The organism is Pseudazoarcus sp. NS36, from assembly GCF_059703705.1.
In genome coordinates this window covers 33,739-57,754 of sequence record NZ_BAAKJA010000007.1, presented here as the reverse complement: position 1 = coordinate 57,754, position 24,016 = coordinate 33,739, and the positions used below count along the sequence as shown (strand labels likewise).

General features: G+C 66.7%; 28 protein-coding genes. 26 read left to right on the top strand and 2 right to left on the bottom strand.

The genetic code is table 11. The features are described 5' to 3' along the window. From AC6H0R_RS12065 to AC6H0R_RS11960, 22 genes are all read left to right on the top strand, one after another. Positions 1-1,209, top strand: coding sequence for an MFS transporter (locus AC6H0R_RS12065; protein WP_497581620.1), 1,209 nt, complete (start codon positions 1-3; stop codon positions 1,207-1,209). Positions 1,210-1,231: 22 nt separating this feature from the next. Beyond that, entirely contained in the window at positions 1,232-1,729 is a 498-nt protein-coding gene (gene ssb, locus AC6H0R_RS12060) for a single-stranded DNA-binding protein (RefSeq protein WP_497581619.1), read from the top strand. A 254-nt stretch (positions 1,730-1,983) separates the two neighbouring features. Further along, positions 1,984-2,724 (top strand): beta-ketoacyl synthase chain length factor, encoded by a 741-nt coding sequence (locus tag AC6H0R_RS12055; RefSeq protein WP_497581618.1) that lies wholly within the window; start codon positions 1,984-1,986, stop codon positions 2,722-2,724. Then, the gene (locus tag AC6H0R_RS12050; RefSeq protein ID WP_497581617.1) at positions 2,717-3,493 is read left to right on the top strand and encodes a lysophospholipid acyltransferase family protein; all 777 of its coding nucleotides are present in this window, start codon (positions 2,717-2,719) and stop codon (positions 3,491-3,493) included. The genes AC6H0R_RS12055 and AC6H0R_RS12050 overlap by 8 nt, the downstream gene beginning before the upstream one ends. Further along, the gene (locus AC6H0R_RS12045; protein WP_497581616.1) at positions 3,480-3,740 is read left to right on the top strand and encodes a phosphopantetheine-binding protein; all 261 of its coding nucleotides are present in this window, start codon (positions 3,480-3,482) and stop codon (positions 3,738-3,740) included. The genes AC6H0R_RS12050 and AC6H0R_RS12045 overlap by 14 nt, the downstream gene beginning before the upstream one ends. 33 nt (positions 3,741-3,773) lie before the next feature. Beyond that, complete coding sequence (locus AC6H0R_RS12040) at positions 3,774-4,031, top strand: acyl carrier protein (protein ID WP_497581615.1); 258 nt, start codon at positions 3,774-3,776, stop codon at positions 4,029-4,031. Positions 4,032-4,041: 10 nt separating this feature from the next. Further along, positions 4,042-4,608: a COG4648 family protein gene (locus AC6H0R_RS12035; protein WP_497581614.1), complete on the top strand. Its 567-nt coding sequence runs from the start codon at positions 4,042-4,044 to the stop codon at positions 4,606-4,608. After that, positions 4,601-6,289, top strand: coding sequence for an ApeI family dehydratase (locus AC6H0R_RS12030; RefSeq protein WP_497581613.1), 1,689 nt, complete (start codon positions 4,601-4,603; stop codon positions 6,287-6,289). Before AC6H0R_RS12035 ends, AC6H0R_RS12030 begins: the two co-directional genes overlap by 8 nt. Further along, the gene (locus tag AC6H0R_RS12025; RefSeq protein ID WP_497581612.1) at positions 6,286-7,032 is read left to right on the top strand and encodes a glycosyltransferase family 2 protein; all 747 of its coding nucleotides are present in this window, start codon (positions 6,286-6,288) and stop codon (positions 7,030-7,032) included. Before AC6H0R_RS12030 ends, AC6H0R_RS12025 begins: the two co-directional genes overlap by 4 nt. Then, a complete protein-coding gene (locus tag AC6H0R_RS12020) occupies positions 7,029-7,994 on the top strand; it encodes a lysophospholipid acyltransferase family protein (protein ID WP_497581611.1) in 966 nt (321 codons plus the stop codon). Before AC6H0R_RS12025 ends, AC6H0R_RS12020 begins: the two co-directional genes overlap by 4 nt. Next, a complete protein-coding gene (locus AC6H0R_RS12015) occupies positions 7,975-9,531 on the top strand; it encodes an HAL/PAL/TAL family ammonia-lyase (RefSeq protein ID WP_497581610.1) in 1,557 nt (518 codons plus the stop codon). Before AC6H0R_RS12020 ends, AC6H0R_RS12015 begins: the two co-directional genes overlap by 20 nt. Further along, positions 9,518-9,964, top strand: a complete 447-nt coding sequence (locus tag AC6H0R_RS12010) for an acyl-CoA thioesterase (protein ID WP_497581609.1) — start codon at positions 9,518-9,520, stop codon at positions 9,962-9,964. Before AC6H0R_RS12015 ends, AC6H0R_RS12010 begins: the two co-directional genes overlap by 14 nt. Beyond that, complete coding sequence (locus AC6H0R_RS12005) at positions 9,961-10,590, top strand: LolA family protein (RefSeq protein ID WP_497581608.1); 630 nt, start codon at positions 9,961-9,963, stop codon at positions 10,588-10,590. Before AC6H0R_RS12010 ends, AC6H0R_RS12005 begins: the two co-directional genes overlap by 4 nt. 7 nt (positions 10,591-10,597) lie before the next feature. Beyond that, the gene (locus AC6H0R_RS12000; RefSeq protein ID WP_497581607.1) at positions 10,598-12,922 is read left to right on the top strand and encodes an MMPL family transporter; all 2,325 of its coding nucleotides are present in this window, start codon (positions 10,598-10,600) and stop codon (positions 12,920-12,922) included. A gap of 58 nt (positions 12,923-12,980) precedes the next feature. Beyond that, entirely contained in the window at positions 12,981-14,219 is a 1,239-nt protein-coding gene (locus tag AC6H0R_RS11995; RefSeq protein WP_497581606.1) for an NAD(P)/FAD-dependent oxidoreductase, read from the top strand. Beyond that, positions 14,219-14,779 (top strand): DUF3261 domain-containing protein, encoded by a 561-nt coding sequence (locus AC6H0R_RS11990; protein ID WP_497581605.1) that lies wholly within the window; start codon positions 14,219-14,221, stop codon positions 14,777-14,779. The genes AC6H0R_RS11995 and AC6H0R_RS11990 overlap by 1 nt, the downstream gene beginning before the upstream one ends. Continuing rightward, positions 14,776-15,963, top strand: coding sequence for a beta-ketoacyl-ACP synthase (locus AC6H0R_RS11985; protein ID WP_497581604.1), 1,188 nt, complete (start codon positions 14,776-14,778; stop codon positions 15,961-15,963). The genes AC6H0R_RS11990 and AC6H0R_RS11985 overlap by 4 nt, the downstream gene beginning before the upstream one ends. 6 nt (positions 15,964-15,969) lie before the next feature. Then, positions 15,970-16,446 (top strand): hotdog family protein, encoded by a 477-nt coding sequence (locus tag AC6H0R_RS11980; protein WP_497581603.1) that lies wholly within the window; start codon positions 15,970-15,972, stop codon positions 16,444-16,446. Further along, a complete protein-coding gene (gene fabG / locus AC6H0R_RS11975) occupies positions 16,439-17,185 on the top strand; it encodes a 3-oxoacyl-ACP reductase FabG (protein WP_497581602.1) in 747 nt (248 codons plus the stop codon). The genes AC6H0R_RS11980 and fabG overlap by 8 nt, the downstream gene beginning before the upstream one ends. Beyond that, entirely contained in the window at positions 17,182-18,414 is a 1,233-nt protein-coding gene (locus tag AC6H0R_RS11970) for a beta-ketoacyl-ACP synthase (RefSeq protein WP_497581601.1), read from the top strand. The genes fabG and AC6H0R_RS11970 overlap by 4 nt, the downstream gene beginning before the upstream one ends. A 120-nt stretch (positions 18,415-18,534) precedes the next feature. Next, the gene (locus tag AC6H0R_RS11965) at positions 18,535-18,972 is read left to right on the top strand and encodes a hypothetical protein (RefSeq protein WP_497581600.1); all 438 of its coding nucleotides are present in this window, start codon (positions 18,535-18,537) and stop codon (positions 18,970-18,972) included. A gap of 4 nt (positions 18,973-18,976) precedes the next feature. Next, positions 18,977-19,675 (top strand): 4'-phosphopantetheinyl transferase family protein, encoded by a 699-nt coding sequence (locus AC6H0R_RS11960; protein ID WP_497581599.1) that lies wholly within the window; start codon positions 18,977-18,979, stop codon positions 19,673-19,675. A gap of 5 nt (positions 19,676-19,680) precedes the next feature. Here AC6H0R_RS11960 and AC6H0R_RS11955 read toward each other — a convergent pair whose 3' ends face one another. After that, positions 19,681-20,823: a MalY/PatB family protein gene (locus tag AC6H0R_RS11955; protein ID WP_497581814.1), complete on the bottom strand. Its 1,143-nt coding sequence runs from the start codon at positions 20,821-20,823 to the stop codon at positions 19,681-19,683. Positions 20,824-20,916: 93 nt separating this feature from the next. Here AC6H0R_RS11955 and AC6H0R_RS11950 point away from each other — a divergent pair, with 93 nt between their 5' ends. The 4 genes from AC6H0R_RS11950 (at position 20,917) to AC6H0R_RS11935 (ending at position 23,426) form a co-directional block, all read left to right on the top strand. Further along, a complete protein-coding gene (locus AC6H0R_RS11950; RefSeq protein WP_497581598.1) occupies positions 20,917-21,876 on the top strand; it encodes an MBL fold metallo-hydrolase in 960 nt (319 codons plus the stop codon). Then, complete coding sequence (locus tag AC6H0R_RS11945) at positions 21,873-22,673, top strand: tRNA threonylcarbamoyladenosine dehydratase (protein WP_497581597.1); 801 nt, start codon at positions 21,873-21,875, stop codon at positions 22,671-22,673. Before AC6H0R_RS11950 ends, AC6H0R_RS11945 begins: the two co-directional genes overlap by 4 nt. Further along, positions 22,670-23,050 (top strand): sirohydrochlorin chelatase, encoded by a 381-nt coding sequence (locus tag AC6H0R_RS11940; RefSeq protein WP_497581596.1) that lies wholly within the window; start codon positions 22,670-22,672, stop codon positions 23,048-23,050. Before AC6H0R_RS11945 ends, AC6H0R_RS11940 begins: the two co-directional genes overlap by 4 nt. A gap of 67 nt (positions 23,051-23,117) precedes the next feature. Further along, entirely contained in the window at positions 23,118-23,426 is a 309-nt protein-coding gene (locus tag AC6H0R_RS11935; RefSeq protein WP_497581595.1) for a PilZ domain-containing protein, read from the top strand. Positions 23,427-23,478: 52 nt separating this feature from the next. On the opposite strand, the gene AC6H0R_RS11930 is transcribed toward AC6H0R_RS11935, so the two are convergent. Continuing rightward, positions 23,479-24,003, bottom strand: coding sequence for a disulfide bond formation protein B (locus tag AC6H0R_RS11930; protein WP_497581594.1), 525 nt, complete (start codon positions 24,001-24,003; stop codon positions 23,479-23,481). Positions 24,004-24,016 lie beyond the last annotated feature (13 nt).

The window sequence follows — 24,016 nt, the reverse complement described above, 5'->3', positions numbered from 1 at the left end:
ATGAGTCTCCCCGAGCACGACAAGATGAGCCCCGAGGAACGGCGTGCGGGCGCAAGCCTGGCCGCGATCTTTGGTCTGCGCATGCTCGGCCTGTTCCTGATCTTGCCGGTATTCGCGGTACATGCGCACCAGATCCCGGGGGGGGATGACCTCACGCTTGTGGGCCTGGCCATCGGGGCGTACGGCCTGACCCAGGCCTTTCTGCAGATCGCCTTCGGCGCTGCATCGGATCGATTCGGACGCAAGCCGGTCATCGTGTTCGGCCTGGTGCTGTTCATTCTCGGCAGCGTCGTTGCCGCCCTGGCGCCCAATATCTATGTGGTCATTGCCGGCCGTGTCCTGCAGGGGGCGGGCGCGATTTCCGCAGCCGTCACTGCGCTTGCCGCAGACCTCTCGCGCGACCAGCACCGCACCAAGATCATGGCCATGATCGGGGCCAGTATCGGGCTCGTGTTTGCGTTCTCGATGGTTGCCGCGCCGCTGCTGTATGCCGTGATCGGCATGAGCGGCATCTTCTGGCTCACCGCGCTGCTGGCCTGCGGCGCCATCTTTCTGGTGCTCAAGGTCGTGCCGAGCGCGTCGCCGGTGCCGCGTCCGACCGCGGGCAGCTTTGTCGACGTGCTGAAGAACGGGCAGCTCATGCGCCTGAACTTCGGTGTGTTTGCGCTGCATCTCATCCAGACCACGATGTGGGTGCTGGTGCCCGCCTCGCTGGTCGCTGCGGGGGGGCTGCCGCTGGTCGAGCACTGGAAGGTCTATCTTCCCGCTGTGCTGGTCTCCTTCGTATTCATGGTGCCGGCCATCATTCTGGCCGAGCGGCACGGGCGCTTGAAACTCGTTTTCAATGCATCCATCATGCTGCTGGTGGTCGTCCAGCTGGGCCTGCTGTTTGCCGGGGGCGGGGCGTGGACCATTGCGCTGTGGCTGACCGGATTCTTCATTGCATTCAACGTGCTCGAGGCGACGCAGCCTTCGTGGATCTCGCGCGTTGCGCCGCCGCAGGCCAAAGGCACCGCGCTCGGCGTGTACAATACTTTGCAGTCGGCCGGCCTGTTTCTCGGCGGCATGCTGGGCGGTTTCCTTGCCCAGCATTTCGGCTCCGGCGCAGTCAATCTGTTCTGCGCCGTGATTGCGCTGATCTGGCTGGCCCTAGCTTTCACCATGACACCGCCGCCCCGCAGGGTTGAAGCTGCAGCGCAGGCGGGATGATTCGACGAACCAGGAGGACGGGATGGCATCCCTCAACAAAGTAATCCTGATCGGTAACCTCGGTGCCGATCCCGAAACCCGCTATGCACCGTCCGGCGACGCGATCTGCAACCTGCGCATCGCCACCACCGATACCTGGAAGGACAAGACCTCCGGCGAAAAGCGCGAAGCCACCGAATGGCACCGCGTTGCGATGTTCGGCCGGCTGGCCGAGATCGCTGCGCAATACCTGCGCAAGGGCAGCCAGGTGTACATCGAAGGCCGTCTGCAGACGCGCAAGTGGCAGGACAAGGACGGCCAGGATCGTTACACCACCGAAATCCGTGCCGACGAGATGAAGATGCTCGGCGGGCGCTCGGGCGGAGGCGGTGGCGATGCCCCGATGGGGCGTCAGGACTCCGGCGGCTATGATGACGCGCCGGCACCGCAGCGCCAGCAACGTCCGGCGCCGCAGCAGTCCGCTGCGAAGCCTGCCGAGAGCGGTGGCTTTGGCAACTTCGACGACGATATTCCGTTCTGATTGGCGCGTTGCTGTTACGTCCAACGAGTCGGGGCCGGTGATGCTGGCCCCGATTTTTTTCGGGTGTGCATTCGGCCGCGCCGGATGGCAGAACGAACTATGGTTTTGGCTTATGAATGCGGTATTCTCCGCGGCTGGTTTGGCGTGGGCATCTCAGTGAATCCGGGAGTCCGGGCGATATGGATGTCGGCAGCCACAGTAACTGACGTGCCCGTCAGCTTGCGCAGGCAGCGTGCGTGACTGGTTGAAGCTTGATGACCCTGGAATTCTCGATCCGGACCTGGAGTGCTTATGCCGACGGCCTGGATACACAGGCTGACTGGCTGGCATGGGCTGGGCGGCCTGTTTTGCCAACCGGTGAGCGCCAGCCCGACTTGATTGAACTGCCGGTCGCGGCGCGGCGCCGTCTCGGCTTGTTGGGTCGCATGGCCGCGCAGGTCGGATTCTGGTGTCAGGACACCGCGGGTGGCATGCCGGTCGTGTTGGCCTCGCGTTATGGTGAGGCAGGGCGGTCGCTGGGTTTGCTGCGTGAGCAAGCGGCGGGCAATCCGCTGTCTCCGACGGCTTTCGGCCTGTCCGTGCACAATGCAATCGGCGCACAGTACTCGATTGCGCGGGGTGACCGAGGCAACTCTGTTGCCTTGGCCGGAGGGGCGGATAGCGTTGTAGGCGGCGTGATCGAGGCGCTCGGCCTGTTGGCTGATGGTGCAGCATCGGTGATGCTGATGTGTTATGACGCACCGCTACCGGAGCAGTACGCTCTCTACGCCGATGAGCCTGCGTGCCACTATGCGTGGGCGTGGCAGCTATGTGCAGCTAGCCCGTCCGATGCGGTTCGTTTCAGTTTGCGTCCGCAGGATGTGAAGCATGCCGAGGGTGTGATGCCGGTCGCGCTGCCTTATGGGCTGGACGTGCTGCGATTCATGCTGTCAGGCGATGCGGTGATGCAACGTGCGGTGGGTGGTCGCGGGTGGGAGTGGCGACGCCATGTTTGAGCGGCTGGACAGGTGGTACCGCATCGTCGCGACCGGATTCTGCTTTGCGACGTTCGGGCTGGGAGGGGTATTGATCGGGGTGGTGGCCTACCCGGCGATCTGCCTGCTGACGCGGGAGCCGACGCGTCGTGCCCGGTACGCCAAGAAAGTGGTGCACGAGTCGTTTCGGTTGTTTGTCGGATTGATGGCAACCGTGGGCGTGATCAGCTACGAGGTACGAGGTCGCGAGCGGCTGGGCCGCAGCGGCTTGCTGGTCGTGGCCAATCATCCGTCCTTGATTGACGTGGTCTTTCTCGTGTCCTTGATTGAGCACGCGGACTGCATTGTCAGGGCCGGACTGGCGCGCAATCCGTTTACGCGGGGGCCGATCAGGGCCGCCGGCTATGTCGGCAATGAGTCGGGGCCCGGCATGGTGGATGACTGCATTGCGTCGATCCACTCCGGCAACAATCTGGTGATCTTCCCGGAGGGGACGCGCACGCCGCTGCAAGGCGGGGCCCGATTCCAGCGCGGTGCGGCGAATATCGCCGTGCGCGGCAGCATAGACGTGACGCCGGTGCGGATCAGCAGCGATCCGCCCATGTTGAGAAAAGGGGTGCCCTGGTATCGCGTGCCGGTCCGACGTGCCCATTTCGTGATCGAAGTATGCGAAGACATCCCGGTGCGGGACTTCTCCGCCAACAATCAGAGCGAAGCGCTCGCTGCGCGTCAGTTGACCGACTTCCTCGCCCAATACTATTCGCGGGAGATCAGCCGTGCCCAGTCTTGAACAGGAAATCAAGGAACTCATCATCGCGGCGCTGTCGCTCGAGGATGTGCGCCCGGAAGACATCGATGAGCAGGCCCCGTTGTTTGTTGACGGCTTGGGGCTCGACTCCATCGATGCGCTCGAACTGGGTCTTGCCTTGCAGAAGAAGTACGGCGTCAGCATTTCCGCCAATTCCGACGAAACCCGTCGCCATTTCAGCAGCGTGCGTGCGCTCGCCGCTTTTGTGAGCGAGCGCCGGGCCGCGTAAGTCCCTGTGACTTCAAACTTCATGGGTAAGCCAATGACCAAGGACGACATCCTCCGACGCATTACCGAGATTCTCACGGACACCTTCGATATCGAGGGCGACCGAATTGTTCCCGGTGCGCGTCTTTACGAAGACCTCGATATCGACAGCATCGACGCCGTCGACATGATCGTGCAGCTCAAGGGGCTGGTCGGCCGCCGTCTGCAGCCGGAAGCCTTCAAATCCGTGCGCACCATCCAGGACGTGGTCGATGCCATTCACGGCCTCGTCCACGAAGACGCTCAGGCCTGAGGCTTCCTCCTTGCGCAAGTGCGTCACGCCGCTGCTGGCTGTCCTCACGGTGCTGTACCCCGGGGTGGTCTATTTCGCGCTCGATCGCCTCGCGCCGGTGTGGATTGCCCTGCTGCTGGTGGCGCTGGCGCTGGCACGCGCCTGGGCCTCGCGCTCGCGCCGCTGGTTGCTGGCCGCAGCGGCGGCCGCGGTGATTGCGGCAATCTGTCTGCTTACCGGGGAAGTGCTGGCCCTGCAGTTCTATCCGGTGCTGGTGAATCTCGCCTTTCTTGCCGTGTTCGCGTTCAGCCTGTGGCGCCCGCCGACCGTCGTCGAGCGCCTGGCGCGCTTGCGCGATCCCGTGCTGCCGCCCGAGGCCGTGGCCTATACGCGCCGCGTGACCCAGGTGTGGTGCGCCTTCTTCGTGTTCAACGGCAGCATGGCGCTGTTGACCGCGGTGTGGGCGAGTCCCGCGCAGTGGGCGCTCTACAACGGATTTGTGGCCTACGTGCTGATGGCCAGTCTCTTCGCCGGTGAATGGCTGGTACGCAAGCGGGTGCAGGCGCGCATCGCCGCGCAGGAGGCCGCAGGTGGCTGACTGGACCGAACTGGCGGATATTGCGACCCGGCCCGCGAACGATCATTGCGTCGCGGTGCGTGGAAAGGCGCGCATCCCGCAGGGCCAATTCGTGCGTGAGGTTGCCGCCTGGCAGCAGTGCTTCGCTGCGCATGCTGGCGAGCGCGTGGCGCTGTACTTTAGTGACAGCTATGACTTCGCGGCGGCATTGTTCGGCGCGTGGCATGCCGGCAAGACCGTGGTTCTGCCCGGCGACACCCAGCCGGAAACCATCGAGCGTCTGGCCGCGCATGTCGATCTCTCGGCTGGCGAACTGCCCGGTGCGGTGATGCCGCAGGGCGCTCCCGCGGTCACGGCGCCGCTTGAGCCGCTGGATATCGAAGCGACTCGTCTGGTGTTGTTCACGTCCGGCTCCAGCGGCGTGCCGGTAGCCATCAACAAACGCCTCGCGCAGCTCGCAGCCGAGATTCGTGCCTTGCAGCAGCAGTTCGGCACGGGGCTGGAGGCGGCGACCACCTACGCCACCGTTTCCCATCAACACATCTACGGCCTGCTGTTTGTTGTGCTGTGGCCGCTTGCGGCAGGGCGGCCCTTCGTCGCGCAGCGCCTGTCCTATCCCGAAGAGATGGCGCAGTGCCTGGGGCCGGAGCCCAGTGTGCTGGTGTCCAGTCCGGCTCATCTCAAGCGTCTGCCCGATACGCCCGACTGGCGCAACGCATGCATGGGCTTACGGGCCGTTTTTTCGTCCGGAGGTGTGCTGCCCGCCGAGGCTGCGGCGAATTGCTCCAGGCTGCTGCAGGCTTCGCCCATCGAAGTGTTCGGCAGTTCGGAAACCGGCGGTATCGCCTGGCGGCAACAGGCCGCGCACGGGGAGCGCTGGCAGCCGTTACCGGGCGTGGCGTGGCGTTGTGAAGACAACGTGCTGCAGGTGCGTTCGGCGCATGTCGGCCAGGATGACTGGTTCATGACCTCGGATCGCGCAGAGGCCGCAGCGGATGGCGCTGGATTCATCCTGCGCGGCCGCGTCGACCGCATCGCCAAGATCGAAGAAAAGCGCGTCTCCTTGAGCGCCATCGAGCGCGCCTTGTGCGAATCGCCCGATGTCGAGGACGCTCGGGCGGCGGTACTTGGCGAAGCCGGCGCAGAGAAGCTTGCAGCCGTCGTGGTGCCGACCGCCGCGGGCTGGGAGAAGCTGCGCAGCCAGGGTCGGCGCGCCTTCAACGAGACGCTGCGTACGCGGCTTCTGCACAGCGTCGAGCGTGTGGTGCTGCCGCGCAGCTGGCGCCACGTGGTGTCGCTGCCGGTCAACGCGCAGGGCAAGACCGCCGCGGCGCAACTGGCGACACTGTTCCGCCCCTATCTGCCGGCCGTCGAATGGTTGCAACGCGAGCCTGAAGCGGCCCGCGCGATGCTGGACGTGACAGCCGAGCTGATCGTCTTCGACGGCCACTTCACCGACGCACCGCTGGTGCCGGGCGTGGCGCAGCTCGACTGGGCGGTCGAGTTCGCGCGCAGCTGCTTTGCGTTGCCGGGCGACTTCCAGCGTTGCGAAGTGCTCAAGTTCCAGTTGCCGGTGCTGCCCGGCACGGCACTGCAACTCGACCTGCAGTGGAACGCCCAGAGCGGCGCGCTGGGTTTCCGCTACTCGTCGGTTCATGGCGCGCATGCCAGCGGCCGCATCGTGTTCGCGGAGGCCGCATGAGCTTCCGCCCCGTGGTCGTCATCCCGGTCTACAACCATCCGGCCACCATCGGCGCCATGGTCGCGGCGGTACGTGGCCATGGTCTGCCGTGTCTGCTGGTGGACGACGGCAGCGAGGCCGGTTGCGCGCGGGTACTCGATGAACTCGCTGCAGCGCATCCGCAGGACGTGCAGCTGCTGCGGCTTGAGCAGAACAGCGGCAAGGGTGGGGCGATGATGGCCGGCCTGCGCGAGGCGCAGCGGCTGGGTCACACCCACGCATTGCAGATCGACGCGGACGGCCAGCACGACGCGGGAGATATTCCGCGCTTTCTCGAACTTGCAGCACTGCATCCTCTGGCCGTGATCTGCGGCTGCCCGGTGTACGACGATTCGGTGCCGCGCAGCCGCCTGTATGCGCGCTACGCCACGCACGTGTGGGTGTGGATCAATACCCTGTCGATGGCCATCCGCGATTCGATGTGCGGCTTTCGCGTCTACCCGCTCGACAGCACGGTGGCGCTGATCAATGAAGCGAGCATCGGCCGGCGCATGGATTTTGACGTCGACATCATCGTGCGGCTGTTCTGGCGCGGCGTGCCGGTCGTCAATCAGCCCACGCGCGTGCATTACCCCGAGGACGGCGTGTCGCACTTCAGGTTGTGGCGCGACAACTGGTTGATCTCGCGCATGCATGCGCGGCTGTTCTTCGGCATGTTGCTGCGCCTGCCCCGCCTGTTGTGGCGCAAGGCGGTGAGCGCATGAACGCCCGCACGGCACCGCACTGGGCCAGCATCGGCGAGAGTTCCTGCGTGCTCGGCACGTGGTTTCTGTACCACCTGCACCGCCTGTGCGGGCGCTGGCCGTTCCGACTGTGTCTGTATCCGGTGGTGACCTATTACTGGGCTACGCGGCCGCTGGCGCGGCGTGCCTCGCGCGAGTACCTGCAGCGCATCGAAGCCGCACATGGGGCGCTCGGGGAGGCCCCTGGCCGGCGTCACGAACTGCGTCATTTCTTCTCGTTTGCCGAGGCGCTGCTCGACAAGATGCTGGCGCTGAGCGGGCGCTACCAGTTTGATCGCGTGCGCTTCCACGGCCAGCAGCCGGTGCTTGACCTGATCGCGGCCGGTCGCGGCGGCGTGTTCATCACCGCGCACATGGGTTGTCTCGAACTGTGCCAGGCCACGGCCGAGCGCCAGCCGGGCCTCAGGCTCACGGTGTTGGTGCATACCCGTCACGCCGAGCGCTGGAACCGCATGCTCGATCGTCTCAACCCGAACAGCGGTGTGCGTCTGATGCAGGTCACCGAAGTGGATGTGGCCACCGCCGTGATGCTGCAGGAGCGGATCGCGCAGGGCGAATTCGTGGCGATTGCCGGCGACCGTGTGCCGGTAAGCGTGAGCAAGACCGTGCGTCTGCCCTTTCTCGGGCATGAGGCCGAGTTTCCGGTTGGGCCATATGTGCTGGCGTCCTTGCTGAAGTGCCCGGTGTTCCTGTTGGCCTGCGTACGCGAGGGCGACGGTCATGGTGTGCATTTCGAGCCGCTGGCCGAGCGCATCGAGCTGCCGCGCGCGTCGCGCGAAGCGGCGGTGCGTGAGCACGCCGGACGTTTCATCGCGCGCTTAGAGGCCAGACTGCGCACCTCGCCCTACGAGTGGTTCAACTTCTTTCCGTTCTGGGACCAGTCGTCCCGTCCAATCGAGCACCATGACAAATCAAGCCATTGAACTGCCGCGCGTGTGCGTGGACGGCTCGCGCCTGGGCATCGAGCACATCGCTGCGCTGGCCGAGCGCACCGCCGTTGTCGAGCTGTCCGCCGACTCGGCCTTTCGTGCGCGCATCCAGCGCGGCGCGGATTTCCTCGATCGCCTGCTGCGCGAGGACGGCGTGGTGTATGGCGTCACCACCGGCTACGGCGATTCCTGCACGGTGGTGATTCCGCCGGCGCTGGTCGCCGAATTGCCCCATCACCTCTACACCTATCACGGCTGCGGTGCCGGCCGCATGCTCACGCCGGAAGAGACGCGCGCGGTGCTGGCGGTGCGCATGGTCTCACTGGCGCAGGGTTTTTCCGGTGTCAGCCCCGGCCTGCTGGAGCAGATCGAGAAGCTGCTCGCGCATGACGTGCTGCCCTTGATTCCGGCTGAGGGCTCGGTCGGCGCCAGCGGCGATCTGACGCCGCTGTCGTATCTGGCCGCCGTGCTGTGCGGTGAGCGCGAGGTGTGGTTCCGCGGCGAGCGCCGTGCCGCCGCAGAAGTGCTGGCTACGCTCGGCATCACGCCGCTGCGCCTGCGTCCCAAGGAAGGTCTGGCGATCATGAACGGCACGGCGGTGATGACCGCGCTGGCGTGCCTGGCATGGCGGCGTGCCGAATACCTGTCGCGGCTCGCCACCCGCATCACGGCCTGCAGCGTGCTGGCCAGTGCCGGCAATGCACACCACTTTGACGAAGTGCTGTTCTCGGTCAAGCCGCACGCCGGCCAGCAGCGCATTGCCGCACGCCTGCGCAGTGATCTGGCGGCCGACCGCCCGCCGCGCAACGAGCAGCGTTTGCAGGACCGCTATTCGCTGCGCTGCGCGCCGCACGTCATCGGCGTACTGGAAGATGGTCTGGGCTTCTTCCGCGAACTGATCGAGAACGAGCTCAACAGCGCCAACGACAACCCGTTGATCGACGGCGAGCGCGAGCAGGTGCTGCACGGCGGTCATTTCTACGGTGGCCACATCGCCTTCGCGATGGACGGGTTGAAGGCCGCGGTGGCCAACGTCGCCGACCTGCTTGATCGCCAACTCGCGCTGCTTGTCGATGCGCGTTACAGCCACGGCCTGCCGGCCAACCTGTCGGGTGCCACGGGCCCGCGGGCGGCCATCAATCACGGCCTCAAGGCGCTGCAGATCAGCGTGTCGGCCTGGACCGCCGAAGCACTCAAGCTGACCATGCCGGCCTCGGTGTTCTCGCGCTCGACCGAGTGCCACAACCAGGACAAGGTCAGCATGGGCACCATCGCCGCGCGCGACGCGCTGCGCGTGCTGGAACTCACCGAGCAGGTGGTGGCCGCGATGCTGATTGCCTCGCGTCAGGGCGTGGCGCTGCGTCGCTCGCTCGATGGCGCGATGCAGCTCAGCCCCGACCTGGAGGCTTTCCAGGCGGACCTCGAAGAACGCCTCGAACTGGTGGTCGAAGATCGCGCGCTCGACGGCGACCTCCAGCAACTGCTGGGCGCCATCCGTTCGCGCGCATGGAGCCTGCATGACGACGTCTGACAACACGCCCGTGAAGGGGGAGCCCCCGCTGAGCATCGAGATCGACGTCCTGCCCACGTTCTGCGACATCGACGCGATGGAGATTGTCTATCACGGCAACTACGTGCGCTATCTCGAAATGGCCCGTTCGGCGCTGCTCGCCAAGTACGACTACGACTACCCGAGCATGCGCGAATCGGGCTACGGCTGGCCCATCGTCGACATGCGTCTGAAGTACGTGCGTCCGGTCGTCTATGGTCAGGCGCTGAAGGTGCGCGCGACCATCGTCGAGTGGGAATTCCGTCTGCGCATCGAATATGAGATTCGTGACGCGAAGACCGGCGAGAAGCTCAATTCCGCCTCGACCATCCAGGTGGCGGTGGATATGAGCACGCGCGAGATGTGCTACGTCTGCCCGCCCGTACTGTGGCAGAAACTCGGGGTCGAGCCGTGAGTGCCCGCCGCCTGTTCCTGAATCTTGGCGCCTTGATGGCGCTGACGTGGCTCCTGCCGGCGGTTGCCGTCGACGACGCGTTGCTGGCCGGTCTGCGTGCGCGTCTGGCCGACGCTCCGGTGCTCCACGGTGAGTTCGAGCAACACAAGAGTGTTGCCGGCTTCCGCAAGCCGCTGGTGTCGCGCGGTGAGTTTGTCGTGGCGCGCGAGCGCGGCGTACTGTGGAACACGCGCACGCCCTTCGCCTCGTCGCTGGCGGTGACGCGCGAACGCCTGATGTCGCGCCGCGCGGACGGCGAGGTCGAGACCGTCATCGAAGCCGGCAAGGAGCCGGGTCTGCGCGCCATCAACGAAATCCTGTTCGCTGTCATGGCGGCCGATCTGGACGTGCTGCAGACGCGCTTCACGATCGACGGCCAGTTGCTCGGCGACAAGGCCTGGCGGCTGTTGCTGTTGCCGCCCGACGCGATGGCTGCGCGCTGGCTGTCGCGCGTCGAACTCGACGGTGACCGCCATGTGCAGCGTGTGCGTTTCGAGGACGCGCAGGGCGACGTCACCGAGATCCGCTTCAGCGCTCAGCGCGAGGCGCAGGCGCTGACGCCGGCCGAGGCGGCAGCCCTTGAGTGATGTTCCGGTGACCGCTGTCGCGCCTGCGAACCGCCTGTGGCGTGTCGCCGCCTTGCTGTGGCTGCTTGCGGTGTGTGGCGTGGCGGCGCATCAGTGGCAGTTCTGGCAGCAGGGGCGCTTCGAGTCCGACGTGATGGCCTTGCTGCCGGACGACGAGCAGGAGCCGGCAGTGAGCCTGGCCACGCGCCAGCTGGCGGAGGCCGCCACGCGTGAGGTGGTGGTCATGCTCGGTACCCCGGCGTGGTCGCAGACGCAGCAGGCCGTAGTGCGCTGGCGCGAAGCCATGCACGGTGCACCACTCGCCGAACGGCCGGCGCCCGACGCCGCGCAGATGACACAGGCCCTGGAGTTCTACCTGCCCTGGCGTGACCGGCTGCTGACTGCAAGCCAACGCGAAGCGCTGCAGCGCGAGCCGACCGGGCGCCAGGTCGAGTCTGCGCTCGCCGCGCTGTATCAACCGGCCGTGCGCGTGCGCTTGTCTGATTGGGCCGCTGATCCGCTGGGTCTGTGGCCGCAATGGTGGAGCGCCCGCGCCGCCGAGAGCGCCGCCCGCCCGCGCGACGGTCTGCTGGCGGTTGAGGCCGACGATCTGCAGTGGGCGGTGTTGCGCTACGAGAGCGCCGGCAGCGGTTTCAGCCTGAGCGGTGAGGCGACCTACGGCAGCGCACTGCAACGCGCACGCGCTGCGGTACCCGAGGCCCGCGTGATGCTGGCCGGTGTGCCGCTGCATGCCGAGGCCGCCGCCGTGCAGGCCGGGCGCGAGATCCGCACCATCGGCTGGGGCTCGCTCACAGCGGTGCTGCTGCTGGTGTGGCTGACCTTCCGCGCCCCGCGTCCCATCGTGCTGGTGGGGCTGTCGCTGCTGGTCGGTTGCGCCACCGCGCTGTCGGTGACGGCCTGGCTGTTCCACGAGGTGCACCTGATGACGCTGGTGTTCGGCGCCTGCCTGGTCGGCGTCGCACAGGACTACGGCTTCCACTATTTCGCCAGCCGTCAGGGCCACCCCGGCGTGGCGCCGCGCAGCCTGATGTCGAAGTTATTGCCGGCGCTGTTGCTGGCCATGCTGACCAGCGTGGTGGCCTACCTCGCGCTCGGCGTGGCGGCGTTTCCGGGCCTGCGTCAGATGGCGTTGTTCTCGGCGGTCGGTCTGGTCGCCACCCTGTTGTGTGTGGTGCTGTGGTTTCCGTTGATCGACCGGGGCGAAGTGCGCTGCAGTCGTTTTGCCGATTTGCTTGGCGGCAGTCTGGCGCGTTTCCCGCGCCTGTCGCGGTCACCGGCTGCGCTGGTGGTGTGGCTTGTGGTGGTGGTGCTGTGTGGCGTTGGCTTGATCCAGCTCGGGGCCCGCGACGACGTGCGGCAATTGCAGAATTCCCCGCCTGAGCTGATCGCGCAGCAGCGCGAGGTCGGGCGGCTGCTCGGGCTGCCGAGCCCGGCGCAGTTCTTCCTGGTGCGCGGCGATAGTGCGGATCAGGTGCTGGAGCGCGAAGAGGCACTTCGGTCTCGCCTTGATGCCTTGGTTGCCGAAGGCGCCTTCGCAGGGTATGGCGCGGTGTCTGCCTGGGTGCCGTCTGCCGCGCGTCAGCAAGCCGACGCCGAGCGCACGGCGCAGGTCGAACAGGCGGTGCTCGACGGCATCAATCAGGCGCTCGGCGAGGAAATCGAGCGCCCCGGCTTTGCGGCCACCGCGCTGACGCTCGACGCCTGGCTTGCACATCCGGTGTCACAACAGATGCGTCCGCTGTGGCTGGGGCAGTTGGCCGACGGACAGCACGCCAGCGTGATCTTGTTGCGCGGCCTGAACGATGTGGCGCGCCTGCCCGACTTGCAGCGTGCGGCCGATGGACTGGATGGCGTGCGCTGGGTCGACAAGCCCACCGAGATATCGGACTTGCTGGCGCGTTATCGCCTGAACATGAGTGCCTTGCTGCTGGTCGGTCACCTTGCGGTGCTGGCGGTGTTGCTGGTGCGCTATCGCCAGCAGGCCTGGCGCGTGTGGCTGCCGGTGGCCCTGGCGACCGTGCTGACCCTGGGCGTGCTGGGCCTGTTCGGGCAGCCGCTGCAGCTCTTCAACGTGCTGGCCTTCACGCTGCTGCTCGGCGTCGGCATCGACTACGGCATTTTCCTGCTCGAACACCGCGGTGACGGCTCGGCCTGGCTGGCGGTGTTGCTCGGAGCTGCCAGCACCTGGCTGGCCTTCGGCCTGCTGGCGCTGTCGGGCACGCCTGCATTGCACGCCTTCGGGCTGACGCTGATCGTCGGTCTGGCCTGCGTGGCTTTCCTGGCGCCGCTGTTTCGCGCGGCTGCGGCGCCGGTGGTTTCCTCTTCCGTGTGATGACTCGTTACCAGGACATGCAGAGCATGCAGCTCAACGCCAATCGGGAGTCTGTGACATGCAGACCGACCCTGTAATCCAGACCGAAATCCTCATCATCGGCGCCGGACCCGCCGGTGCCGTGGCGGCCGGCATGCTGCGTCAGCAGGGGCGGCAGGTGCTGATTCTCGAGCGCGAGGTCTTCCCGCGCTTTTCCATCGGCGAGAGCCTGCTGCCGCAGAGCATGGCCTACATCGAGGCGGCCGGAATGTTGCGCCCGGTGATCGAGGCAGGCTTCCAGTTCAAGAACGGCGCGGCCTTTGCGCGCGGCGACAAATACACCGCATTTGATTTCCGCGACAAGTTCTCCTGCGGCTGGGGCACCACCTTCCAGGTCGAGCGTGCGCGTTTCGACAAGGTGCTGGCGGATGCGGCTGCTGCGGCCGGTGCCGAGATCCGCTACCGGCACGAAGTCATCGCGGTAGACGTCGAGGGCGAGTGGCCGCGCGTGGTGGTGCGCTCGCCCGACGGTGAAACCTTCACTGTCGAAGCCCGCTTCCTGCTGGATGCCAGCGGTTTCGGTCGCGTGCTGCCGCGACTGCTGGACCTTGAAACCCCGTCGGGCTTTCCGGCGCGCGGCGCGATCTTCACGCACCTGCAGGACAATGTTCCGCCGGGCGGCTTTGACCGCAACAAGATCCTGATCTCGGTGCATCCCGAACATCAGGACGTGTGGTACTGGACGATTCCGTTGTCGGATGGTCGTTGCTCGCAGGGCGTGGTGGCCGAGGCGGCCTTTCTGGCGCGCTTTGAGGGCACGCCCACCGAGCGCCTGCAGCGCATCGTCGGCGAAGAGCCGGGCCTGGCCCGTCTGCTCGCCAACGCGGTGTGGGATACCCCGGCGCGCGGGATCAACGGCTATTCGGCCAACGTCAAATCATTGTGGGGCAAGGGCTATGCGCTGCTCGGCAATGCCGGCGAGTTTCTCGATCCGGTGTTCTCCAGCGGCGTGACCATCGCCTTCAAGTCGGCCAGCCTCGCCAGTGAGTGCATCGCGCGCAGCTTTGCCGGCGAGAGCGTGGACTGGCAGAAGGACTACGCCGCGCCGCTCAAGGCCGGTGTCGACACCTTCCGTGCCTTTGTCGAGGCCTGGTACTCGGGCGGTTTCCAGAAGATCATTTTCCACGAGGGACATTCGCCCGAAATCCGCCGCATGATCGCGTCGATCCTGGCCGGCTACGCCTGGGACCGCAGCAACCCCTATGTCGCCGAGTCGGTACGCCGCCTGGGTGTGCTGCAAGAGCTGTGTTCGGCGTGATGCGTCGGCTCGCTTTCTTCCTGTCGGTGTGTGCGGCGCTGGTGCTGTCGGCCTGCGCCAGCGTGCCGCGCGAGGCGGTGCGCCATGGCGACGCGGTGCCGCTGCTGCGTCTGGCGCCGGATTCGCTCGGGCGCGAGCTGTTTCTGCAGCAGCGCCTGAGCGTGCACGCCGGCGAGAAGGTGAAGACACTCGACGTGATGCTGGAGGTCGATGCAGCCAGCGTGCGTCTGGCCGTACTCGGCTTCGGTCAGACGGCGGCCCGGCTGGAGTGGGACGGCGTGGAAATGCGCGAATCGCACGCCGACTGGTGGCCTGCGGCGGTGCGTGGCGAGCGCATTCTGAACGACCTGCAACTCGTGCTGTGGCCGGCCGCGGCCATCCGCGGTGCCTTGCCACAGGGCTGGGCGCTGGACGCCACGGCGGATCAGCGTGTGCTGCGCCAGGCCGGCGAGGCGGTGGTCCGTGTGGTGTATGTTTCGCCCTCGCATGCCGAACTCATGCACGAGCGGGACCGCTACCGCATCGTGATCGAGTCGGCGCAGCCAGAGGGGGCGTCGTGAGCGCGGTATTCATGAATGCAATGGGCGTGTTGTGCGCACTGGGCCGGTCGGCCGAGGAAGTGCGTGCAAACCTGTTTCGTGCCGATTCGCCCGGCGGCGTGGCCGAAACCGCGCGCTATGCCGGCGGTCGCGTGCTGCCGCTGGGTTGCCTGCCGGACGGCCCCTTGCCGTCGCTGGAGCACCAGCCCGTGTTCCTGCGCAGCCGCAACAATGCGCTGGCGGCTGCCGCGCTGGAGCAGATCCGGCCGGCGGTGGATGCCGCGATCGGGCGCTTCGGCCCCGCGCGCGTGGCCATCGTGCTCGGCACCAGCACCTCGGGCGTTGAAGAGGGCGAGCGTGCCGCGCGTGCGCTCAGCGAGCAGGGCGCCTTCCCCGCCGACTACGACTACGCGCAGCAGGAAATGGGCAGCGTGGCGCTGTTCGTGGCGCGCGAACTGGGCGTAAGCGGTCCGGCCTATGTGATCTCGACGGCCTGTTCGTCCGGTGCCAAGGCGCTGGCTTCGGCGGCGCGCCTGCTGCGCGCCGGCATGGTGGATGCGGTGGTGGCGGGGGGCGTCGATGCGCTGTGCAGCTTCACCGTGGCGGGGTTTTCGGCGCTGGAGTCGGTCTCGGAAAAGCGCTGCAATCCGCTGTCGGCCAACCGCGACGGCATCAACATCGGCGAAGGCGCGGCCTTGTTCCTGCTGAGCCGCGACGCCGGCCCGCTGCGTCTGGCTGGCTGGGGCGAGAGCTCGGACGCCTATCACATGTCGGCACCCGATCCGGCCGGCATCGGCGCGATGACCGCGATGCGCGGCGCGCTGGAGCGCGCGGGGCTGGCGCCTTGCGACGTCGAGTACGTGAATCTGCACGGCACGGCGACGCGTCATAACGATGCGATGGAAAGCCTGGCGATTGCCGAAGTGTTCGGCGCTGAGGTGGCGTGCAGCTCGACCAAGCCGCTGACCGGCCACGCACTGGCTGCCGCCGGCGCCATCGAAGCTGCGTTTGCCTGGATGACGCTGGTCGACAACCCCGAGGGGCGCCTGCCGCCGCACTGGTGGGATGGTGTGCCCGACCCCGACATCGCGGCCATCCGCCTCGCTTCGCCCGGCGAGACGCTGGGTCGGCCGCTGCGCCATGTGCTGAGCAATTCCTTTGCCTTCGGCGGCAGCAATGCCAGCCTGCTGTTTGCCGCCGCCTGAACATCCATGACCGATTTTTCCAGCCTTCCTGTCGAGTCCTTGGTGCCGCACAGCGGCACCATGCTGCTGCTCGACCGCATCGTGTCGGTGGACGACGAGCGCGCGGTGGCCGAGGCCGAACTGCGCCCGGACGGGCTGTTCGTGCGCGGTGATGCCGTGCCGGCCTGGGTCGGCGTGGAGTACATGGCGCAGACCGTGGCGGCCTGGGCCGGAGGCCGCGCCCAGCGTGCCGGTGAGCCGGCGAAAATCGGCTTTCTGCTCGGTAGCCGCCGTTATGAATCTTCGCTTCCGGCGTTTCCGGTGGGCGCCTGTCTGCGCATCGAGGCCGAGTGCGAACTGGTCGGCGAGAACGGCCTGGGCATGTTCTCGTGCCGCATCCTGATCGACGGCCAACCGGTTGCCAGCGCCAACGTATCCGTCTTCGAGCCGCCCGACGGCGCGGCCTTTCTCGATAACCCAGCCAAGAGCGGTTCCAATGTCTGAAGAATCCAGCAGTTCCGGTACGGTGCTTGTCACCGGTTCGAGTCGCGGTATCGGCCGGGCGATTGCGCTGCGCCTCGCGCGCGAGGGCTATGACGTGGTGGTGCATTGCCGTTCCGGCGTGCAGCAGGCCGAAGAGGTCATTGCCGCGATCCGCGCGATGGGCCGTGAAGCGCGCCTGCTGCAGTTCGATGTGGCGGATCGTGCGGCCGCCGCCGCTGCGCTGGAGGCCGATGTCGAGGCGCACGGCGCGTACTACGGCGTGGTGTGCAACGCCGGCATCGCCTGCGACACGGCCTTCCCGGCCATGACGGGCGAGGAATGGGACAGTGTTATCCACACCAACCTCGACGCCTTCTACAACGTGCTGCATCCGCTGGTGATGCCGATGGTGCGCCGGCGCAAGCCGGGTCGCATCGTCACGCTGGCCTCGGTGTCGGGGCTGATGGGCAATCGCGGTCAGACCAACTACAGCGCCGCCAAGGCGGGTGTGATCGGCGCCACCAAGGCGCTGGCGGTGGAGCTGGCCAAACGCGACATCACCGTCAATTGCGTCGCACCGGGGCTGATCGACACCGACATGGTGTCGCCCGAGGTGCTCGAAGAAGCCATGAAACTGATTCCCGTGCGACGCATGGGACGCCCGGAGGAGGTGGCTGCGACCGTCTCCTTCCTGCTGAGTGAAGATGCTGCCTACATCACGCGTCAGGTGATCTCGGTGAACGGAGGAATGATCGGATGAAGCGTGTCGTCGTAACCGGATTCGGCGCCATCAGCCCGCTTGGGCACGACTGGCCGACTGCGCGCGAGGCGTTGCGCGCTGCGCGCAACGTGGTGCAGGTGATGGAAGAGTGGAAGGCCTACGAAGGCCTCAATACCCTGCTCGGCGTGACCGTGAAGCCCTTCGAACTGCCCGCGCATTACACGCGCAAGACCATGCGCAGCATGGGCAAGGTGGCGCTGATGGGCACGCGCGCCAGCGAGCTGGCGCTGATCGATGCCGGCCTGCTCGGGGCCGACATCGTGCGTGACGGCCGCATGGGCATCGCCTACGGTTCCTCGGCCGGCACGCCGGCGGCGGTGGGCGACTTCGCCTGCATGATCCGCGAGAAGAACACCGACGGCATCAACGCCAACACCTACATCAAGATGATGTCGCATACGGCCGCGGTGAACATCGGCGTGTTCTTCGGCATCACCGGCCGCATCGTCACCACGTCGAGCGCGTGCACGTCCGGCAGCCAGGGCATCGGCTACGCCTTCGAGGCCATCCAGAGCGGCAAGCAGGTGGCGATGCTGGCGGGCGGCGCGGATGAGCTGGACGCCACCGAGGCCGCGGTGTTCGATACCCTGTTTGCGACCAGCGTGAACAATGACCACCCGCAGGACAGCCCGCGCCCCTTCGATGCCGGGCGCGACGGTCTGGTGCTGGGCGAGGGCGCCGGCACGCTGGTGCTCGAAGAGCTTGAGCACGCGCTGGCGCGCGGCGCCCGTATCCACGCCGAAGTGCTGGGCTACGGCACCAACAGCGACGGCGTGCACGTCACCCACCCCAGCCCCGCCACCATGGCGCGGGCGATGGAGCTGGCGCTGGCGGATGCCGGTGTGACGCCGGACGACATCGGCTACATCTGCGCCCACGGCACGGCCACCGATCAGGGCGACATCGCCGAATCGACCGCAACCTTGCAGGTCATGGGCGGCGACATTCCGATCTCGTCGCTGAAGAGCTACATGGGGCACACGCTGGGCGCTTGCGGGGCGCTGGAAGCGTGGCTGTCGATCGAGATGATGCGCGAGGGCTGGTTTGCGCCCAACGTCAATCTGGTCGAGGTCGACCCGCGCTGCGCGAAGCTCGACTACATCACCGGCAGCGGACGCGAGTTGCAGACCGACATCGTCATGAGCAACAACTTCGCCTTCGGTGGCATCAACACCTCGCTGATCTTCCGCCGCTGGCCGCAGGCCTGATGCCATGCGGTTGCAAAGCTGTCGCACCTGTCATATAAGGTCGGCAGCCGTTTTGGGTGGGCTGCGTATGGCGCCCACGGCCCTTTCCCGATGAATCACTGCCCTGTGAGGTATTGCCCGATGAAGCGCACTCTGATGGTTCTTTCTGCCTGCGGGCTCCTGTCGACGCCTGTGCTGGCGGCGGATGCTCCCCACTACTTTCCGCTCGCCGCGGTCGTGGAAATGGGCATCGCCCAGGGCAAGCTTGACGGTAGCGTGTCCTTCTATCTGGACGGTCAGCCGACGCCGAAGGTGCTGTCGCGCATGGGAGAAAACGTGTCGAACAAGAAGACCAACTCGTTCGGCAAGGATCCGATGACCGCCTGCAACTGGGCGGCACTGTCGGCGCTGATGGCGTTCGAGAACTCGGCCAAACAGATGGGCGCCAATGCCGTGGTCGGCATGTACAGCTGGTACAAGCAGAAGGTCTTCAAGGACCCCGAGAATTACGAGTGTGCCGAGGGTGCCATCATGGCCGGCGTGACGCTCAAGGGCACCTACGCCAAGATCGCCAAGTAAGGCGGTGGCGCCCGCTGTCACGCTCGGGTTGAGTCGCATTTCGAGCGTGGCGGCAGAGGCCGGGGCGGCTGCGCCCGGCTGGCTCTCGGCGTCCGAACAAGGGCGCCTGGCGCAGATGCGGTCTGAGCGCCGCCGCAATGAGTTTCTGGCCGCTCGCCTCGCGCTCCGCCGTCTTCTGGCCGCCGTACAGGGCGGCGACCCGCTGTGCGACTGGCCTTTGAATGCGCCGGAGAACGCCCCGCCGGAGCTGCTCTCGCAGCCCTCCGGCAGTCCGTTATTTCTTGGCCTGAGCCACAGTGGCGACTGGCTGTTGTGTGCGGTGGCAGCGTTTCCGGTAGGCGTGGATATCGAGCGGGTCGGTCCGCTGCGTGACTACGCCGGTCTGAGCGGCATGGTGTGCTCGCCGGCCGAGCAGCGCCGTCTGGCGACGTGCGATCCGCACGATCTGCCGCGACGGTTCACGACCTGCTGGTCGCTCAAGGAGGCCTGGCTCAAGGCGCGCGGTGAGGGCATCGCGTCGCGCGCCCTGCGTGACATCGAGACCGGGTCGGAGAGCTCTGCAGGAAACGCCTGGCTGTGGCACCTCGATGACGCGGTGCTGGCGCTGTGTCTGCCCGCGGGCACGCAGGCTGAAGTCTCGTGGGCGGTTTGCGGCGAGGTGCCGCCGGACCCGCCGCAGCGCTGGCGCGTAGAGGAGACCTGACGGCCTCAGCGCGCCTGCAGGGCGGCATGCATGCGGTGCAGCGCTTCGATCAGTGTGGCGCGCGGGCAGCCGAAGTTCAGGCGCAGGAAACCGGGCATGCCGAAGGGGGCGCCGTCGGACAGGCCGACGCCGGCAGCCTCGAAGAATGCGGCCGGGTCGGCAAGGCCGGACTCGCGGCAGTCGATCCACGCCAGATAGGTGGCCTCCGGGCGTGTCATGCGCAGGCCGGGCATGCGGGCAATCTCGTTCATCACGACATCGCAGTTTCCGCGCAGGGTGGTCAGCAAGGACTGGCGCCAGGCCTCGCCGTCGCGGTAGGCAGCTTCGGTGGCGACCAGTCCGAGGACGTTGGGCGTCGGCACGATGCCGCGCATGGCGTGCGTGAAGCGGCCGCGCAAGGCGGGGTCTGGAATGATGGCGAAGGAACAATGCAGCCCCGGGATGTTCCAGGTCTTGGACGGCGCCATCAGCGTGATCGTGCGGCGCGCGGCCTGTGGCGAGAGCGCGGCCAGCGGCCGGTGCGGCCGGTTTTCGTCGAGTACCAGTCCGCAGTGGATTTCATCGGAGCAGATGACGAAGTCGTGGCGCTCGGCGAGCGACGCGATCCAGGTCAGTTCGTCGGTGTCAAAGACACGGCCGGTCGGGTTATGCGGGTTGCACAGCAGGAACATCCGGGTTGCGTCGTCGAGCGCGGCTTCGGTGTCCGCGCGGTTCCACTCCCAGCAGCCATCGTGTTCTTCCAGCGGCACGCTGACGAGTGTGCAGTCGTTGTTGGCAGGCACGCCGAGGAAGGGCGGATACACCGGCGTCGAGGTGAACACCGTTGAGCCGGCCGGGGCGACGGCGCGGCAGCTGAGGTTGAGGCCGGTGACGACGCCGGGCAGCCACACCAGCCAGTCGGCTTCGATGCGCCAGTCGTGGTCGCGCGCAAGGCCGTCGACAACGGCCTGCTCCAGCGAGGGCCACGCGTAGGTGTAGCCGAACACGCCGTGGTCGATGCGGGCGTGCAGTGCGGCGAGAACTTCCGGTGGGGCAGCGAAGTCCATGTCTGCGACCCACAGCGGAAACACGTCGCGCCCGGCGTAGCGGCCCCACTTCTCGCCCGGCACATTGCGGCGGTCAATGATGTCTTCGAAATCGGTTGGCATGAACTGGATCAAGGTATTGCGGTTGAAAGGTTTTGGGTCTTGCCCATATACAATACCGCGGTTCATCGGCGCTCCGCGCCTGGAGGAAGCAAGGTGCAGCATGTGACCGCACACCCCGACGGGGTTCTTGCGATCGATGCCGGCTACGGCCGGGAAGGTCTGGCAGCAATCCATGTCGTGATTCACCGTGGCCGCGCGGCCATCATCGATGCCGGAATCACGGCGTCGGTGCCGCGCGTGCTCGCCGCGTTGCAGGCCGCAGCAATCGATCCGGCCAGTGTCGACTGGCTGGTACTGACCCACATCCATCTCGATCACGCTTCGGGCGCCGGCCCGCTGATGCAGTCGCTGCCCAACGCGAAGGTGCTGGTGCATCCGCGCGGCGTGCGTCATCTGGCGGACCCGACTCGGCTGTGGAGTGCGAACGCCGAGGTGTACGGCTCCGAACGTGTGCTGGAACTGTATGGCGAACCGGTGCCGATTCCTCTTGAGCGCATTGTTGCGGCCGAAGAGGGGCTGCGTATCGAGTTGGGCGATCGTGTCTTCCGCGTGCTGGACACGCCCGGCCATACCCGTCACCACATTGCGTTGTGGGACGAGCAGGCGCATGCCTGCTTCGTCGGCGATACCTTTGGCGTGTCCTACCGTGAGCTTGACCGCGACGGCCGCTGCTTTGTCTTTCCGTCGACGATGCCTTCCGAGTTTGACCCGGAGGCGCTGCACGATTCGATTGATCGAATCGTCGCAATGCGCCCGGAAGCCATCTATCTCGGCCACTACAGCCGCGTGACCGGGGTCGAGCGCCTGGCCGCCGACCTGCATCGGCTGATCGACGCGCAGGTGGCGGTGGCGCGGGCTGCGCGTGGCTACGGCATCAAGCGCCATGTCGAGATCCTGTCCGGCCTGGAGCAGATCGTGCGCGACGAAGTCGAGCGCCAGGGTGCGCCGATTGCCGACGATGAGGTGCTAGAGCTGTTGCGCACCGATCTCGACATGAACGCGCAGGGGCTGGGCATGTGGCTCGACAAGTGCCCCGAGCCGGCCACCGCGTGAGCTGCCCCCAGACCCCGTCCACTGAAGTCGACCGCGCCCGCCGTTTCGGGGGCATCGCGCGGCTCTACGGCGAGCCCGTGCTCGATGGGTTGGCGCATTCGCGTGCCTGTGTCATCGGCGTCGGCGGCGTCGGTTCATGGGCCGCAGAGGCTCTGGCGCGCAGCGGTATTGGTCGCCTGCGCCTGGTCGATCTTGATCACATCGCCGAATCCAACATCAATCGCCAGATCCACGCGCTGGAACCCGCGCTGGGGCAGGCCAAGGTGCTGGCCATGCGCGAGCGCATCCAGGCCATAGACCCCGGTATCGAGGTCGAGGCGGTGGAAGACTTCCTGACCGCAGAGAACGCTGCCGAACTGGTTGCCGGCTGCGATGTGGTCATTGACGCCATCGACAACGTGCGCGCCAAGGCCGCGCTGGTGCTGGCCTGTCGCGATGCCGGCATTGTGCTGGTGGTGTGTGGTGGCGCCGGCGGCAAGACCGATCCGGCGCGCATCCGCGTGGACGATCTGTCGCGCACCGAGCAGGACGCCCTGCTGGCCAAGCTGCGCAAGCGTCTGCGTTCCGAACATGGTTTTCCGCGTGACCCGAGGCGCCGCTTCGGGGTGCTGGCGGTGTATTCCGACGAGCCACCGCAGTTGCCCGACGCCGTGTGCGAAACCGGCCCGCAAGGGCTGGCCTGTGCCGGCTACGGTTCCAGCATGGTGGTGACCGCCAGCGTCGGACTTTTTGCGGCAGCGCGCGCGCTCGACGCGCTCGTCAGCAAGGCCGCGCAATCCACGGAGGTAGGGCAATGAGCAAGTCGGCGATCATCCTGTTCGGCCACGGCGCACGCGATCCCGAGTGGGCGCGCCCGATGGAGCGCGTACGCGACACGGTGCGTGCCGCCGCCAGCGGGGTCGAGGTCGAGGTGGCGTTTCTCGAATTCATGCGGCCGACCCTGGTTGATGCCATTGATTGCGTCGCGCGTGGCGGGGCGACGCAGGTCACCGTAGTGCCGATGTTCCTCGCCCAGGGCGGGCACGTGAAGAAGGATCTGCCGGTGCTGCTCGATGAGGCGCGGGCACTGCATCCGCATTGCAGGATCGACTTGCTGGCCGCAGTCGGCGAGGCCGAGCCGGTGGTTGCCGCGATGGCGGCCTACGCGCTGCAGGGCGCCCGTCAGCCGGGCTGAAGCGCGGGTACGCAGAGGCACTGAATTGCCGGCTAGAATGGCGGGCAATTCATTTCGTGACACTCCGATGACGAGTTCGCCTCCGCCCGCTGAACGCCGAGCCAGTCGCCGCCTGACCATGGGGTCGGCGGCCCGTCTGATTGTCGAAGGCGGCGTGGCTATCGATGCCGAATGCGTGGATATCTCGGTGGGGGGCATGACCCTGCGCGGCAACTATGTTCCCGGCGAGGGCGAGGTGGTGACGGTCGAGATCCCGACGCCGACCAGTGGATTGCCGCGCCCGCCGTTGGTGGCGCGGGTCGAGATCAAGCGTTGCCACCAGATCAGCGCAGAGCTGTACGAGATCGGCGGGGCCATCATCGAGGTCATCGGCTGACGGCGTCACGTCGTCCGGCACCTGTGGCTGCCAGTGCCATGGTGCGTACACCCTAGATACGCACGTCCCACAGCGATGCCGGCTTCTTGCGGCCGCCGCGCAGCATCATCCACAGCGCGATCAGCGCGATCAGCGCGAAGCAGATCAGCGACCAGTTGGCGATCGTCAGCCCGAGAAAGGTCCAGTCGATCGCGGCGCAGTCGCCGGAGCCGCGGAACATCATCGGCAGGGCTTCACCCAGGCCGAAGTTCTCGACCATGTACTCGAAGCCCGGCCCGCATTCGGCGAGTGACGGCGGCTCAAGCTGCAATCTGGACTGCTGGCCGGCCACCACTCCGCCGGCGACCGAGGCCGACAGCAGCAGCACGCCATACACCACGCTGCCGGCGCGGCGCGGGCCGTGCAGGGTGCCGAGCAGGGCAATGGCGGCAATGGCGACAAAGGCGTAGCGCTGCAGGATGCACATCGGGCAGGGTTCGAGACCTACCACGTGCTGCAGGTACAGGCCGTAGGCGAGCAATGCGGTGCAGGCCAGGAACAGCAGTGCAAGAAGCTGGCGCGGCGTGAAGCGGGACATGGCGGCGTTTCCG

Coding starts and splice junctions, on each gene's coding strand:
- fabG (WP_497581602.1), top strand. CDS start 16,439: ATGTCTGAAGAATCCAGCAGTTCCGGTACGGTGCTTGTCACCGGTTCG.
- AC6H0R_RS11980 (WP_497581603.1), top strand. CDS start 15,970: ATGACCGATTTTTCCAGCCTTCCTGTCGAGTCCTTGGTGCCGCACAGC.
- AC6H0R_RS12010 (WP_497581609.1), top strand. CDS start 9,518: ATGACGACGTCTGACAACACGCCCGTGAAGGGGGAGCCCCCGCTGAGC.
- AC6H0R_RS12020 (WP_497581611.1), top strand. CDS start 7,029: ATGAACGCCCGCACGGCACCGCACTGGGCCAGCATCGGCGAGAGTTCC.
- AC6H0R_RS11995 (WP_497581606.1), top strand. CDS start 12,981: ATGCAGACCGACCCTGTAATCCAGACCGAAATCCTCATCATCGGCGCC.
- AC6H0R_RS11940 (WP_497581596.1), top strand. CDS start 22,670: ATGAGCAAGTCGGCGATCATCCTGTTCGGCCACGGCGCACGCGATCCC.
- AC6H0R_RS12065 (WP_497581620.1), top strand. CDS start 1: ATGAGTCTCCCCGAGCACGACAAGATGAGCCCCGAGGAACGGCGTGCG.
- AC6H0R_RS11965 (WP_497581600.1), top strand. CDS start 18,535: ATGAAGCGCACTCTGATGGTTCTTTCTGCCTGCGGGCTCCTGTCGACG.
- AC6H0R_RS12040 (WP_497581615.1), top strand. CDS start 3,774: ATGACCAAGGACGACATCCTCCGACGCATTACCGAGATTCTCACGGAC.
- AC6H0R_RS11970 (WP_497581601.1), top strand. CDS start 17,182: ATGAAGCGTGTCGTCGTAACCGGATTCGGCGCCATCAGCCCGCTTGGG.
- AC6H0R_RS11935 (WP_497581595.1), top strand. CDS start 23,118: ATGACGAGTTCGCCTCCGCCCGCTGAACGCCGAGCCAGTCGCCGCCTG.
- AC6H0R_RS11930 (WP_497581594.1), bottom strand. CDS start 24,003: ATGTCCCGCTTCACGCCGCGCCAGCTTCTTGCACTGCTGTTCCTGGCC.
- AC6H0R_RS12050 (WP_497581617.1), top strand. CDS start 2,717: ATGTTTGAGCGGCTGGACAGGTGGTACCGCATCGTCGCGACCGGATTC.
- AC6H0R_RS11990 (WP_497581605.1), top strand. CDS start 14,219: ATGCGTCGGCTCGCTTTCTTCCTGTCGGTGTGTGCGGCGCTGGTGCTG.
- AC6H0R_RS12015 (WP_497581610.1), top strand. CDS start 7,975: ATGACAAATCAAGCCATTGAACTGCCGCGCGTGTGCGTGGACGGCTCG.
- AC6H0R_RS12055 (WP_497581618.1), top strand. CDS start 1,984: ATGACCCTGGAATTCTCGATCCGGACCTGGAGTGCTTATGCCGACGGC.
- ssb (WP_497581619.1), top strand. CDS start 1,232: ATGGCATCCCTCAACAAAGTAATCCTGATCGGTAACCTCGGTGCCGAT.
- AC6H0R_RS11955 (WP_497581814.1), bottom strand. CDS start 20,823: ATGCCAACCGATTTCGAAGACATCATTGACCGCCGCAATGTGCCGGGC.
- AC6H0R_RS12025 (WP_497581612.1), top strand. CDS start 6,286: ATGAGCTTCCGCCCCGTGGTCGTCATCCCGGTCTACAACCATCCGGCC.